The sequence below is a fragment of the Ramlibacter sp. genome, assembly GCF_041916345.1.
GTDB lineage: Bacteria > Pseudomonadota > Gammaproteobacteria > Burkholderiales > Burkholderiaceae_C > Ramlibacter.
In genome coordinates, this window is record NZ_JAYRZR010000004.1 from 12424 (window position 1) to 26318 (window position 13895).

Here is a 13895-nt window from a genome sequence, read left to right on the forward strand (position 1 = left end):
ATGACCTGTCTGCCCCGCCTTGCCGCCACGACGGCCCGTCTCACTCTCCCCCTGGCGGCTGTCAGCCTGCTATCGGCGTGTGCCATCTGGGCCGACACCGGCCCGCCGGTCCGTGCCAGCGTCGCGCTGAATGGCCAGCCCGCCATCGCCCGATCGGAGCGGGTGCAGCGGCTGGTGGCGGAGATGGACGCGCGTGCGTTCCCGAACGGTGGGCCGCTGGCGCTGAAGCTGTCGTACGAACTCACGCTGCCCGGCTGGCCGCCAGCGCTGGCGGCGGCCGATGTGGAGGGGCTGGACGCCGGGGGCTGAGCGCCCTCAGCTCACGATGCCCAGGTGCCAGGGCACGAACTCGTCGTCGCCCAGGCCCAGCAGCTCGCTCTTCGTCTTCTCGCCCGAGGCGTGCGCCAGGATGGCGCGGAAGATGCGCTCGCCCATCGCCGGCAGGTCCAGCTCACCGTCGATGACCAGGCCGCAGTTGATGTCCATGTCGCTGCGCAGCCGCTCGAACATCGGCGTGTTGCTGGCCAGCTTGATCGTGGGCGCCGGCTTGGAGCCGAACATCGAGCCGCGCCCGGTGGTGAAGCAGATCAGGTTGGCGCCGCTGGCGATCTGGCCCGTGACCGCCACGGGGTCGTAGCCGGGCGAATCCATGAACACGAAGCCGTGTTCGGTGATCGGCTCCGCGTACTCGTAGACGGCGCGCAGCGGCGTGGTGCCGGCCTTCATGGCCGAGCCGAGCGACTTCTCCACGATGTTGGCCAGGCCGCCCGCCTGGTTGCCGGGCCCCACCACGCCGTTGAACTGCCCGTTGTGGCCGCGCGTGTACTCGGCCCACCACGCCAGGCGGTCCAGCAGGCGCTGGCCAACGGCGGGCGTGACGGCCCGGCGCGTCAGCAGGTGCTCCACGCCATGGATCTCCGGTGTCTCCGACAGGATGGCCGTGCCGCCATGGCGCACCAGGATGTCCATGGCCGCGCCGAGCGCCGGGTTGGCGCTGATGCCCGAGAAGCCGTCGGAGCCGCCGCACTCCAGGCCCACCGCGATGTGGCTCGCGTCCACGCTTTCGCGACGGCAGGCATTGGCGAGCGGCAGCATCTCTTCCACCGCGCGGATGCCGGCCTCGATGGTGGCCTGCGTGCCGCCCACCTCCTGCATCACCATCGTGCGCAGCAGCCGGCCGGCCTGCAGGCCCTGCGAATCCACCAGGTCGGCCACCTGGTTGCGCTCGCACCCCAGGCCGACGATCAGCACGCCGGCCAGGTTGGGGTGGCGCGCGTAGCCCGCGAGCGTGCGCCGCAGCAGATCGAAGTGCGGGCTGGGCGACGACATGCCGCAGCCGCTGGACTGCGGGAAGGCCGCCACGCCGTCGACGTTGGGGAAGGCCGCGAGCCGCTCGGGCGTGAAGTGCTGCGCGATCTTGCGGATGACGGTGGCCGAGCAGTTGACCGAGGCCAGGATGCCGATGAAGTTGCGCGTGCCCACGCGGCCGTCCTCGCGCACGTAGCCCATGAAGCGCGCGCGCTCGGCGGGGGGCAGCATGGCCACGGGCCGCACGTCGGTGCCAAATGCAGGGTCCTGTGCGCCTTCGGCCATGCGCAGGTTGTGCGTGTGGACGTATTCGCCCGGCGCCAGATCCCGCGTGGCCACGCCGATGACCGTGTCGTACTTGCGCACCGCCTCACCCTCGGCGATGGCGCGGGCCGCGATCTTGTGGCCCGCCGGCACCTGGGCGCGCGCGCGCAGGCCCAGGCCCGGCAAGTCCTGTCCCAGCGCGATCGGCGCGCGTGCCACCCACACGTTGTCGGCCGGGTGCAGGCGGATCAGCGGCGAGGCGGCGGAGGCAGTCACTGGCATCAACCCTTGGCCAGCAGCTCTTTCAGCTTCAGACGCTGGATGAGCCGCGTCTCGTGGTCGTACATGCCCATCACGTACTTGCGGTAGTCGGGGCCATCCAGGTACATGACCGGGGCGTGGATCCTCGTCGCCACGGCCTTGAACTCGTCCGACAGCACCGCCTGACGGAAGGCCTCGCGCAACCGCGCCTCCACCGCCGGCTCCAGCCCGGCGGGCGCGCCGATGCCGTTGGGTGCATCCACCACCACCTTGAAGCCGGCGTCCTTGAGCGTGGGCGTGTCCTTGAACGCGGGCAGCCGCTCCTCGCCCCAGATGGCCAGCAGGCGCAGCTTGCCGCCTTCCACGTGCGGCGCCCACGAGCTGGAATCCGCCAGCATGTCCACCTGGCCGCCCAGCGTGTCCTGCAGCGCGGCGGCCCCGCCCTTGTAGGCGATGGCGTTGAGCTGGATGCCCGCGGCCAGCGCGAACTCTTCCATGCCCACGTGCGTGGCACCGCCGATGCCGGCGTGCGCGTAGCTCACCTTGCCCGGGTTGGCCTTGGCGTGCGCCACCATCTCCTGCAGGGTCTTGAAAGGCGACTGCGGCAGCACCGCGATGCCGAAGGTCTGGCCCGAAGTGCGCGCGAGGTAGGTGAAGTCGTTGCGGGGATCGGCCTTGAGCGAACCCAGCTGGTGGAAGCGCGTCACCGAGATCGGGATCTGGCCCACGGTGTAGCCGTCCGGCTTGGCCTGCGCCAGGGCCTGCGCGCCGATCATGCCGGCGGCACCGGCCTTGTTCTCCACCGCGATGGGTTGCTTCAGCACGCGGGCCGCGGCCTGGCAGATGGCGCGCATCGACGCATCCGCCGTGCCACCGGCGGGCCAGGGGCAGATGAAGTTGATCGGGCGCGACGGGTAGTCCTGCGCCTGGGCGTAGCCCGGCAGGGCCAGGCCGGCGGCGGTGCCGGTGGCGGCGATCAGCAGGCTGCGCCGGCGCAGCGGGGGCCGTTGGGAAGAGTGGGGCATGTGGTGTCTCCGTGCTTGTTCAGGGAGCCGGTGATCCCGCGCCACCCGTGGCGGCACGCGGACCCGGCATCGCGCGGATTGTGGGCAACCGGTCCATCACGATCCAATCAGATTTGCGCATCCATTCATGAGGCCTGCGTTATCTATGATGCCGACATGGCCCGCCCCATCGACCGCGCCCTGCGCTCCAACATCAAGCTGCGCCACCTGCAACTGGTGGTGGCGCTGGACGAGTTCCGCCACGTAGGCCGCACGGCGGAGTTCCTGAGCGTGACGCAGCCGGCCGTCTCGCGCATGCTCGGCGAGGTGGAGGCGATGCTCGGGCAGGTGCTGTTCGAGCGGTCCACGCGCGGCAGCACGCCCACGGCCGCCGGCGCTGCATTCATCCGCTTCGCGAAGTCCGCGCTGGCGGAGTACGAGCGCACGCGCGACGAGATGGCGGCGGTCGAGAGCGGCCATGCCGGCCGCACGCGCGTGGGCTGCATGGTGGTGGCCCTGCCCACGTTGCTGGCCCCTGCGCTGGACCGCCTGAAGGCCCGCGCCCCCGCCGCCACGGTGCTGGTGGAGGAAGGGGACCTGACGCATCTGCTGCCCAAGCTGCGCACAGGGGAGCTCGACCTGTTCATCGGCCGGCTCGAACCCGCCTATGCCGCGCCGGACCTGGAGACCGAGGCGCTGCGCCAGGAGCCGATGGTGGTGGTCGCTCGGCCGGGCCATGCGCTCGCCGCCAAGCGGCGTGTGCGGTGGGTGGACCTGGCCGCACAGCCCTTCGTGATGCCGCCGCCGTGGGCCTCCTCCCGGGTGAAGATCGTGCAGTGCTTCTACGCCGCCGGCCTGCAGCCGCCGACAGACATCGTGGAGTCCGCGTCGTTTCTGGCGCAGGTCACCTTCCTGCATCAGCGCGGCGCCTGCGCGCTGATGGCGCGCAGCGTGGCGCGCCACTTCGAAGGTCTGGGCCTGGTGCGCGTGCTGCGCATCGCGGTGCAGCTGGATCTGCCGCCGGTGGGGATGATGTGGCTGCGCGCGCGGCCACCGACGCGGGCGACGGCGGTGTTGATGGAGGATCTGCGTGCGGTGGCGTGAGGCGGCAGGGCATCGAGGTCGCGGATCGCCGCAGCGCTGGGCAGGCGGTCGATCACCTTGGTGCCCTGGCGGATGGGAAGTTGTCTGCGCTCATGGCGGCCGGCGCGGGCCGCGCTCAGGAGGTGGCGGGTACAGGCGGGTGCGTCAATCTCGCCACGGCCACGCGGATGGCGCGATCATCGAAAAGGCGTGCCTTGCGTTCGGCCCCGCCCTCATGAGGCCAGCTCTGCAAGCCGGCGCGCACGGATTCAACCGTGGGCTGCACATCGCCGCGGGCCAGCAGCCAATCGACCGTGGCCAGAAGCTCCATGCCGTAGGGAGACTCGAAGCCGTCGATGAGAGCAGAGGTCTCCTCCAGGGCCGCCATGTACGGCTTGGCCTCCGTTCGCAGAAACGCCTGCACGAGCTGGGTGCGCTCTTCCTGGAACCACACCACGTCGAGCGGCTTGGCATCGCCAATGCGCTTCTCGCTGCCCAGGTAGCTGCCGTCCAGCTTGTCGAGCAGCTTGGTGAGGCCGTGCGCGTAGGGGCCGAACCTGTTGGCCTCAAAGCGAAGCTTGAGCGGGTTGCTGGCGGCGTCTGCGCGGTTCAGGCTGCGGTCGAGAAACCAGGCCAGCTTCTGCACTTCGAGCAGGCTGCACTCGAAGCCCATCACCCAATACCGTCGAACCAGCTCGGCGATCAAGGCGCGTGCGGCGGTGAGCTGCTCCACGCCCTGCCGCTTGGCCACGTTCTGGTAGCGGGCGGTGGGTTCGAACACCGTGATCTCGACATCCAGGTCGCCCAGGGCATGATTGATATGTGGCCTGACTGCGGCCCAGTCCAGCCCGCCATTGCCAGCGCCCAGCGGCGGAATGGCAATCGAGCGGACTTGGTGATCCACCAGGAATCGCCGCAGATCCTGCAGACCTTCCACGATCCATTCGAGCCGGGAATCACCGCGCCAATGCTGCTTGGTGGGAAAGTTGATGATCCAGCGCGGTCCGTCGAGCTCCTGCGGCTCCGTCACGAACATGCGGCCCGTGCGCACGTCTCCCGCCTTGCACGCCTGCGCGTACAGGCGGAAGTTGTCGGCGAAGCGATCCTTGAACATCAATGCAATGCCCTTGCCCATGATGCCTACGGTGTTGACCGTGTTCACCAGGGCCTGGGCCTTGGAATCCAGCAGGTTGCCTTGGGTGTAGTGGATCATCAGAAGTACCAGCCGGGCTGGCACGCCACGGGAAGGGCGACGTGAGCCGCCGCCACGGCCTGCTCCACCGCCATTTTGACGCTTTCGTCGTGGCACACAATCCCCGCCAGCCCCTGCACGGGGCAGTGACGATGAATCAGGGCCTCGGCCTGGTAGCGGCCGAACTTGGCCGGGTCGTCCGGGTCGCGCTTGAAGTCGCGCCGCTGCAGGATGCCCCAGTCGATCTGGTCCAGCCGTGCCAGATCGCGGTGGTAGTTCGCCAACGGGTTGTTGGCATGGCTGTCGGTGAACAGCACGGTCAGGCCCAGTTCCATCACCCGCCGCAGGTTGGCCACAAGGATCAGGATGTCAGCCTTGGGATGCCGCGGCACGCCGTTCCAGCCAGTGTTGATGTTGTGCATCATCACCGAGAAGGGCGTGAAGTAGAAGGGCACATAGTCGTTCAGCACGCCGCCCGGCTCGGCTGGGACAGTCCAGTGGGCGCGCTTGTTGATCAGCTCCTGGTTGCCGATGCTCACCCACCGAGGCGATCGCGTGGCGCTGGTGCCGCAATGCAGGCCATGCTGCAGCACCCACGGCATGTTCGCGCGGTGGATGATCCGGAAGATCAGCGCGCGCTCGGGGTTGAGCAGTTTGACGTAGTCGTCGGCCATGGGCGTGGACGCTCAGTCAGTGAGCAGCCGCTGTATCAGGCGGGCGAGCGTCAGGCGTTGGTGGGGCATGTGCGCACCGGATGTCCCCGAAATGGTAGCGGGCCGGATTGTGCCCCCAGCCACGGCTGCGTCGGCGATGCCGTGGAAAGAGGGGCCTGAGCACCGATGCAGTCCACATGACTGATCGCGACGTGACGATCTGCGAGATCTTCGCTAGTGCCCGCAAGCTCGCGCTGGCTGGCGCTGTCCGGCACGCCGACTTTCCGGCATGCGCTAGGCTCGCTGAACCAAGCGTTCTGGTTACTGCACGTGAGGCCATGACCCACGATGTCACTCAGCCCTCTGCGGGCTGAGCTCAACGCCCCTTCGCCCCTCGCCAGGCCGCAAACTCCTCCACCACCCCCTCCGCCGTGGGCGGATACAGCCCCAGGATGCTGCGCCCCCCGCCCACGCGCTCGGCGACGAAATCCTCGAACGCTGTCATCTCATGCGCCTCGGCCGCCACTTCATCGGCCAGATGCGCCGGGATCACGACCACGCCCTCGCGGTCGCCCACGAGCACATCCCCCGGCCACACCGGCGCGTCGCCGCAGGCGATGGGCACGTTCATGTCGATGGCCTGGTGCAGCGTGAGGTTGGTCGGTGCGCTCGGCCGCTGGTGATAGGCGGGGAAGGGCAGGGCGGCAATGTCGGGCGAATCGCGGAAGCCGCCATCGGTGACCACGCCGGCGCAGCCGCGCACCATCAGGCGCGTGACGAGAATGCCGCCGGCCGATGCGGCGCGGGCGTCCTTGCGGCTGTCGAAGACCATCACCGCGCCGGGCGGGCAGGCCTCGATGGCCACGCGCTGCGGGTGGCCGCGATCCAGGAACACCGAGAGCGGGTTCAGGTCTTCGCGCGCCGGGATGTAGCGCAGGGTGAAGGCCTCGCCCACCATGTTGGGCAGCGTGGCGTTGAGGGGCCGCACGTCCTGGATGAACTGCTGGCGCAGGCCACGCTTGAAGAGGGCGGTGCAGATCGTGGCCGTGCTCACGCCCATCAGCAGCCGGCGGGTTTCGGGGTTCAGAGGCATGCGGTGCTCAGTAGATGGCGGGCTCGGCGGTCGGTGCGCCGAAGGCGGTTTCCAGCACGTCGAAATCGCAGCCCTGGTCGGCCTGCAGGATGTGCCGGGTGAAGAGGTAGCCCCAGCCGCGCTCATAGCGCGGCGGCGGCGGAACCCAGGCGGCGCGGCGCGCAGCAAGTTCCTCATCGCTCACTTCCAGGTGGATGCGGCGCGCGGGGATGTCCACGCTGACGAGGTCGCCGTTGCGCACCAGGGCGAGCGGGCCGCCGATATACGACTCCGGCGAGACATGCAGCACGCACGCGCCGTAGCTGGTGCCGCTCATCCGCGCGTCGCTGATGCGCAGCATGTCGCTCACGCCCTGCTTCACCAGCTTCACCGGAATCGGCACCATGCCCCACTCCGGCATGCCGGGCCCGCCCTGCGGGCCGGCGTTGCGCAGGATGATCACGTGGTCTTCGGTCACATCGAGATCGGGGTCGTCGATGGCGGCCTTGAGCGACGGGTAGTCGTCGAACACCATCGCCGGGCCGGTGTGCTGCTGGAACTTTGCGCTGCACGCGCTGGGCTTGATGACGCAGCCGTCCGGCGCCAGGTTGCCGCGCAGCACGGCCAGCGCGCCCTCGCGGTAGATCGGGTTGGACAAGGGGCGGATCACGTCCTCGTGGTGCACCTCCGCGCCTTCCAGGTTCTGGCCCACGGTCTGGCCGTTCACGGTGGGCAGGTCCAGGTGCAGGAGGTCGCCGTCGGCCAGGCGCTTCATCAGGCCGCGCATGCCGCCGGCGTAGTAAAAATCCTCCATCAGGTACTTGTCACCGCTGGGGCGGATGTTGGCAATCACCGGCACCTTGCGCGAGTAGGCATCGAAGTCGTCCAGCGTCACTTCGCAGGCCTTGCCCGCGCGGCGCGACATGGCCACCAGGTGGATGATGGCGTTGGTGGAACAGCCCTCGGCCATGGCCACCGTGATCGCGTTCTCGAAGTGGCGGCGGGTGAGCAGCTTCGCGGGCGTGAGGTCCTCCCACACCATCTCCACGATGCGGCGACCGCTGCGCGTGGCCATGCGCTGGTGGTTGGCGTCCACCGCCGGAATGCTGGAGGCGCCGGGCAGCGTGAGGCCCAGGCCCTCGGTGATGCCCATCATGGTGGCGGCCGTGCCCATTACCATGCAGGTGCCGGCGCTGCGGGCGATGCCGCCTTCGATCTCCATCCACTGCGCCTGGGTGATGCGGCCGGCGCGGCGCTCATCCCAGTACTTGTGGCCGTCGGAGCCGGAGCCGAGCACCTGCCCCTTCCAGTTGCCGCGCAGCATGGGGCCGGCGGGCACGAAGATGCAGGGCACACCCATGCTGAACGCCCCCATCAGCAGGCCGGGCGTGGTCTTGTCGCAGCCGCCCATGAGCACCGCGCCGTCGATGGGGTGGCAGCGCAGCATCTCCTCGGTCTGGATCGCGAGCAGGTTGCGATACAGCATCGTGGTGGGCCGCATGAAAGCCTCGCCCAGCGACATGGCCGGCAGCTCCAGCGGGAAGCCGCCCGCCTGCAGGATGCCGCGCTTCACCTCTTCCACCCGCTGCTTGAAGTGCGAGTGGCAGCTGTTCATGTCGCTCCAGGTGTTGACGATGCCGATGACGGGCTTGCCCTGCCAGTCGGCGTGGTCAAAGCCCATCTGCATGGTGCGCGAGCGATGGCCGAACGATCGGAAATCGTCCGGCGCGTACCAGCGCGCGCTGCGCAGCTGCTCATACGTCTTGCGGGTCATGCGGTGCGTCACTCCGCCTTGATGCCGGCGACCTTGATCACGCGCACCCAGCGGTCCAGCTCCTTGGCCACGAAGTCGGTGTAGGCGGCGCTGCCCGGCGTGGGCACCACGAAGCCCTGCGACTCCAGCTTCTGGCGGATCGAGGGGCTGTTCATCGCGGCCACCATCGCGGCCTCCAGCTTGTCGGCGATGGGCTTGGGCGTGCCGCGGGCCACCGACAGGCCGGACCACGAGAGCGCGCTGAAGCCGGGGAAGCCGGACTCATGGATCGTGGGCACGTCCGGGTACAGCGGGTTGCGCGCCAGGCTGCTCACAGCCAGGGCCTTGAGCTTGCCGGCCTTCACGTGCTGCAAAGCCACATCCTGGTTGATGAACATGACCGGGATCTGGCCGCCCAGCAGGTCCGTCATCATCGGGCCGCCGCCGCGATACGGAATGCCCACCATGAAAAGCGGCTTGCAGTTCTCCTTCTTCGCGCCGGTGCAGGTGCTCACCGTCTGCTTCAGCAGCTCCATCGCCATGTGGCCGGAGGCCGCGGGCGTGTAGCCATAGCTCAGCTTGCCGGGGTTGGCGCGGCCATAGTCGACGAACTCCTTGAAGGTGTTGAACGGCGCGCTGGGGTGGGCCACCAGCACGTTGGGGCCGGAGTGCACCTGGGTCAGATGGGTGAAATCCTTCACCGAGTCATAGGGCACGGTCTTGGCGATGCCGTGCGCCACCGCGTTCTGGCCCACGCCGGTCTGGATGATCGTGTAGCCGTCGGCCGGCGCCTTCAGGCCGCGGTCCGTGCCGATCACGCCACCGGCGCCGCCCACGTTCTCCACCAGCACGGGTTGCTTGAGGATGCGCCCCAGCTCCTCGGACAGCAGGCGGGCCATCACGTCGCTGGTGCCACCGGGCGGGAAGGGGGAGATCAGCTTGATCGGCTTGCTGGGATAGTCGGCCTGCGCCAGCGCGGCCAGCGGCATGGTGGCAGCCAGCAGCACCGCCGCGCCGGCGCGCAGCAGGGGGCGCCGGGTGCGGCGGGGCGAGGGGGCGGCGCCTGCGCGGCGGGCATCGGACATGGGCTTCTCCTTACTGGTATGCTAGTATCCTAGTCATCCCATGGCCCGCCCACGCCCGGACTTACCCGCACTCGCCCCGCCCGCCGCGGCGGCCGTCGGGCGCGGCAGCGCCGCGCGCGGCGCTTACGAGGCCGTGCGCACTGCCGTGCTCGACTGCACCTTCCTGCCGGGCATGGCCCTGTCGGAGCAGGCCGTCTCTGACCATCTGGGCATGAGCCGCGCCCCTGTGCGAGAGGCCTTCCGCCAGCTGGTGGTGGAGGGTCTGCTGGAGTCGCAGCCCCAGCGCGGCACCTTCGTCGCGCGCCTCAACCGGCAGAAGATCGCCGACGCCATCTTCGCGCGCGAGGCCATCGAGTGCGCCGCCGTCGGCCAGGCCGCGCGCGCCCCGCTGGCGCAGCGCGCGCAGCTCTCGGCCATCGTCAGCCGTCAGGCGCAGGCCGCCGCGCGGCGCGACTACACCACGCACCTGGCCGCGGACGAGGAGTTCCACCAACGCCTGCTGGAGGCCGCGGGCCACCCGCACGTGTGGCCGGTGCTGCGCCTGGCGCGCACCGGGATGAACCGCATCCGCCACCTCGCCATCCCGGCCGTGGGCAGCCACCGCATCGCCATTGACCAGCACCGGCTGATCGTGGAGGCCATCGTGGCGGGGGACTCAGCGGCCGCGGTGAAGGCCATGCGGGAGCATGTGCGCGCGCCGCTAGGCTTTCTGGATGCAATCGAGCGCGAGCATCCGGGCTACTTCGAGCTCGGGTGATCGTCACGGCGCGGCTCGCCGGCGGCCGCGGTCACCGCCGCCGCCACGGCATCCACCACCTTCGCCATCCGTGCGTAGTCGAGCCGGTCCCAGGTGTCGCCGCGCGTGTGATAGGCCGTGTTGCGCAGGAAGGCGGTGTCGGTGACCATCATCCCAACAAAGCCCTCCTGCGCGTAGTTCAGGTGATCCGAGAAGTCGATGCCCACCACGAAACCCGGCGCGTTGATGGAGTGCACGGGCAGATCCGTCGCGCCCATCATGGCGGCTTTCACCGCGCGCGCGGCCGGGCCGTCGCGATAGAAGCCCACCAGCGCGATGAAGTGGCCGGTGGTCGGGTAGGCCGCCGCCATCAGGCGCGCTGGCAACTGCTGGCTACCGGGGGCATCGGAGAAGTAGCCGATGCATTCCAGCGACAGCATCAGCGGCACCTGCTTGCCAGCCGCTCGCACCGCTGCCGCATGAACCGCGCTGCCCATGTGCGGCGTGCGGAAGTACGGCGGCTCTTCGTTCGCGTAGGCCACGAGTTCCACGCGGCGATCCAGCGGCTGCCGCTGCAGCAGGCGGGCCAGCTCGATCAGGCCGGCGACACCGCTGGCGTTGTCGTCGGCGCCGGGGTTCGGCCCGAACACGTCGTAGTGCGCCCCGACCACCAGCACCTGCGGTGTGTCCGGCCCCAGGCGGACGATCAGGTTGCGGTAGCTGCGGCCGTGGACGGTGAAGCGCTGGCTCTCCACGGGCAAGCCCAACGCCGCGAGGCGCGACTCCACGTAGGTAGCGGCACCTTCCAGGACCGGCATGTTCAGGGCGGAGCGGCCGTCGAAGCGGGTCGAGAGCACGCGCACATCCTCCTGCAGGCGCATGGCGTCGGCGCGAGTGCGCGGCTCGGCGGCCGGGCGGGGCAGCACCAGGGGCTGGCTCACGCTGAACCAGATCCACGCCGTGGGCAGCAGGATCCAGGCTGCGACGATGAGCATGGCCACGGAAGGCCGGAGGCGGCGTTGCCACCAGGCAGGCGTGCTCATGGGGATTCAGCGCAAGGGCGGTGGGGCATGACGCGTGATGATGCGGGGGCCGACGCCGGATGATGGGCCTGCATGCCGCAGGTGGCGCCAGAAGCGACGCGTGGTAGCGCGCGATGCGACCGGCGTGCTGCGATCAGCCCGCGTGCACCTGGAACGGCACGTAGTGACGCCAGTCGCGCGCGTCGTCGGTCACCTTCTGGAACACGGCCATGTTCCCCTCCGGCTGGGTCACCGGCTGGTACGACCGATTGCTGGCGACGAAGCTCACCGCCGTGCGCACGCTGGGCATCCACATGTCGTCGAAGGCCATGATGCCGCCGGGGCGCAGTGCCTGGTCCGCCAGGTAGAAGTCCACCAGCACATCGTCGAAGCGGTGGTTGCCGTCGATGAAGATCAGGTCGTGCCGCTCGCCGGCGCGGATGGCATCCGACAAGGCATGGATCGAGTAGGCCGGCCGCCACTCGAAGGCGGCCGCCGCACCGAGCTGCTGTACCTGGTGCAGCCCCACGCCCGCGTACAGCACGCGCTCATGCGGGTCCACCGCCACGTGGCGCGCGCCCGCCGGCATCGCGTCGAGCAGCCACACGGTGGAGTAGCCATAGGCAAAGCCGATCTCCAGCGTGCGCACCGCACTGGTCTGCCGCACCAGCCGGTGCAGCACCGCGCCCTGGAGCGGCCCGATGCGCGTGAGCCCCGGCTCTGCCTCGCCATCGGTGCCCTGCAGGCGCTGGGCCGTGTACATGTGGGTGAGCAGGTCGAGGGCGCGCGCGCTGAGGTCAGGGCAGAGCGTGCGGAGTTCGGCGCGGGTGGCCTCAGGGGAAGGGTGCACGGTGGACATGGTCACCTCAGCGCGCGCGTCAAGGCATCGGCAACCAAGGCGTCGTCCCATGGGTTGTCCAAGAGGGTATCGGGCGTGATGCCGTTGCCATGCAGGCGCCGACCGCCGGGCGACGTCCAGTAGGCGCTCGTGTACTTGATGCCACCCAGCTGCAGCGGGGTCACCGTCTGGATGCTGGCACGGCCAAAGGTGCGTTGCCCGACTACAGGGGCGCGGCGGTGCTCCTGCAAGGCGGCCGCGACGATCTCCGCACCTGACGCGGTGGCGCCATCGACCAGGACGGCCAGTGGCAGGCGACGGATCGCCGGGTCCAGGGCTTCGATGGGGTCCGCGCCACCCCGCCGAAGGTAGAAGGCCCGGCTGGCACGGTAAGTCATGTTGGACTCTGCGGGCGCACCATGTGAGTGCGCGACGACCTCGCCCCCTGGCAGAAAGATGGATGCAACGCCAATTGACGTGTCCAGCAGGCCGCCGGGGCAACCCCGCAGATCCAACACCACGGCGCGGTAGGGTTGCTCGCTCCAGGCACGCTGAAGTGCATGAACGGTTTCCTGCAGCGTACTGTCCAGGAAGCGGGAAACGCGCAGAACGACCCAGCCGCCAGGAGCGCGAGCAACACTCGGGCCGGGGGCTCGGAAGGCTTGGCGTTCGACCGTGATTTCATGGACCTTCAGGTCGGTTTCGCGCAGCACGGTCAGCGCGACTCGGCTACCGGCGGACCCGCTCAATGCCCGAACCACCTGGTTCAGCGTGAGCCCACGCACTCGCACGCCATCCACGGCCAGCAACTGGTCCTCGAACCGGACGCCTGCAGCCGAGGCCGGACCCCCATCGACAGGTGTCAGCAGGTACCTGCCATCGAGATGGCGCACTTCCAGGCCAGAAGCCACCCGGCTGCGGTCGAGCCCCGCCTTGAACTCCGCGAACTCTTCTACGGTGTAGTACTCGCCCGACTCCGGGTCTGCACTGCGCAGCATGCCCCGGATGGCGCCGACGATCAGCGCCTTGCCGTCAGCCTTGTAGACGAGCGAGTCGTTCAGGACCGACCACGCCGCCGCGAGCGCCTGGAGTTCGTCGCGTGGAAGCGGCTTTGCAGAACCTTGGGCAGCCACGCCCAATGAAGTGGATGCCAGGCCCATGCAGAGGGCTGGCGCCAGGATGGCTTGTGTGATCTGTGCGCGCATGACGTGATTCCGGTTGGCGCATTCTTGCATCGTGCAGCGCCACAGCCGGACCACGGCGCTCCTCTCGTCAACCGCCAAGCCGCACACCGGGCGACAGGAACCAGCTGCGGCTCGGCTTGATGAACGCGAGCCGGGCGGAGGTGTCGATCTATCGACCCCTCAAAAGTGTCGACCTGTAGACGCCCACTGATCGACACTTGTGTCGATCGGTAGACATATCTGTCGATCTGTGGATAGGATGCGTGCGTACTACATTAAGTTATGCCGTGCAATCGAGGCCTCGCCGCGAATCCGCCCGTGAAGGCATCGTCGGGCCTCATGGGTTTCGCCAGTTCAAAGTAGGGCATCGCATGCCGCTGCGCGGAGGGCTTGAAGAGTTCATGTGCGCTGTCGCGTTCAAGCCGGTCACATGTTGCGCA

13 protein-coding genes are annotated in these 13895 nt (G+C 69.1%); 3 read left to right on the top strand and 10 right to left on the bottom strand.

The window, feature by feature from the left end; all coding sequences use genetic code 11:
* Positions 1-309 (top strand): hypothetical protein, encoded by a 309-nt coding sequence (locus ACE3T5_RS01915; RefSeq protein WP_374663859.1) that lies wholly within the window; start codon positions 1-3, stop codon positions 307-309.
* A gap of 6 nt (positions 310-315) precedes the next feature.
* Here ACE3T5_RS01915 and ACE3T5_RS01920 read toward each other — a convergent pair whose 3' ends face one another.
* On the bottom strand, positions 316-1848 hold the full coding sequence (locus ACE3T5_RS01920; RefSeq protein ID WP_374663861.1) for a UxaA family hydrolase: 1533 nt from the start codon (positions 1846-1848) through the stop codon (positions 316-318).
* Positions 1849-1853: 5 nt separating this feature from the next.
* Complete coding sequence (locus ACE3T5_RS01925; protein ID WP_374663863.1) at positions 1854-2858, bottom strand: tripartite tricarboxylate transporter substrate binding protein; 1005 nt, start codon at positions 2856-2858, stop codon at positions 1854-1856.
* A gap of 156 nt (positions 2859-3014) precedes the next feature.
* Between ACE3T5_RS01925 and ACE3T5_RS01930 the strand changes: the two genes are divergently transcribed.
* A complete protein-coding gene (locus ACE3T5_RS01930; RefSeq protein WP_374663865.1) occupies positions 3015-3941 on the top strand; it encodes a LysR substrate-binding domain-containing protein in 927 nt (308 codons plus the stop codon).
* A 115-nt stretch (positions 3942-4056) separates the two neighbouring features.
* Here ACE3T5_RS01930 and ACE3T5_RS01935 read toward each other — a convergent pair whose 3' ends face one another.
* The 5 genes from ACE3T5_RS01935 to ACE3T5_RS01955 form a co-directional block, all read right to left on the bottom strand.
* Complete coding sequence (locus tag ACE3T5_RS01935; RefSeq protein WP_374663867.1) at positions 4057-5082, bottom strand: macro domain-containing protein; 1026 nt, start codon at positions 5080-5082, stop codon at positions 4057-4059.
* Positions 5083-5132: 50 nt separating this feature from the next.
* Positions 5133-5786: a DUF4433 domain-containing protein gene (locus ACE3T5_RS01940; RefSeq protein ID WP_374663869.1), complete on the bottom strand. Its 654-nt coding sequence runs from the start codon at positions 5784-5786 to the stop codon at positions 5133-5135.
* A 355-nt stretch (positions 5787-6141) separates the two neighbouring features.
* Positions 6142-6852: a ribonuclease activity regulator RraA gene (locus ACE3T5_RS01945; protein WP_374664061.1), complete on the bottom strand. Its 711-nt coding sequence runs from the start codon at positions 6850-6852 to the stop codon at positions 6142-6144.
* Positions 6853-6865: 13 nt separating this feature from the next.
* Positions 6866-8611 (bottom strand): L-arabinonate dehydratase, encoded by a 1746-nt coding sequence (gene araD, locus ACE3T5_RS01950; RefSeq protein WP_374663871.1) that lies wholly within the window; start codon positions 8609-8611, stop codon positions 6866-6868.
* An 8-nt stretch (positions 8612-8619) separates the two neighbouring features.
* The gene (locus tag ACE3T5_RS01955; RefSeq protein WP_374663873.1) at positions 8620-9675 is read right to left on the bottom strand and encodes a Bug family tripartite tricarboxylate transporter substrate binding protein; all 1056 of its coding nucleotides are present in this window, start codon (positions 9673-9675) and stop codon (positions 8620-8622) included.
* A gap of 40 nt (positions 9676-9715) precedes the next feature.
* On the opposite strand from ACE3T5_RS01955, the gene ACE3T5_RS01960 reads away from it, so the two are divergent.
* A complete protein-coding gene (locus ACE3T5_RS01960; RefSeq protein ID WP_374663875.1) occupies positions 9716-10432 on the top strand; it encodes a GntR family transcriptional regulator in 717 nt (238 codons plus the stop codon).
* Here the strand turns inward: ACE3T5_RS01960 and ACE3T5_RS01965 are convergent.
* From ACE3T5_RS01965 to ACE3T5_RS01975, 3 genes are all read right to left on the bottom strand, one after another.
* On the bottom strand, positions 10414-11454 hold the full coding sequence (locus ACE3T5_RS01965) for a M28 family peptidase (RefSeq protein WP_374663877.1): 1041 nt from the start codon (positions 11452-11454) through the stop codon (positions 10414-10416). The two genes, ACE3T5_RS01960 and ACE3T5_RS01965, sit on opposite strands and share 19 nt — an antisense overlap.
* A gap of 133 nt (positions 11455-11587) precedes the next feature.
* Positions 11588-12292: an O-methyltransferase gene (locus tag ACE3T5_RS01970; RefSeq protein WP_374663879.1), complete on the bottom strand. Its 705-nt coding sequence runs from the start codon at positions 12290-12292 to the stop codon at positions 11588-11590.
* Positions 12293-12294: 2 nt separating this feature from the next.
* Positions 12295-13476, bottom strand: coding sequence for a S41 family peptidase (locus ACE3T5_RS01975; protein WP_374663881.1), 1182 nt, complete (start codon positions 13474-13476; stop codon positions 12295-12297).
* Between the last annotated feature and the right edge of the window lie 419 nt (positions 13477-13895).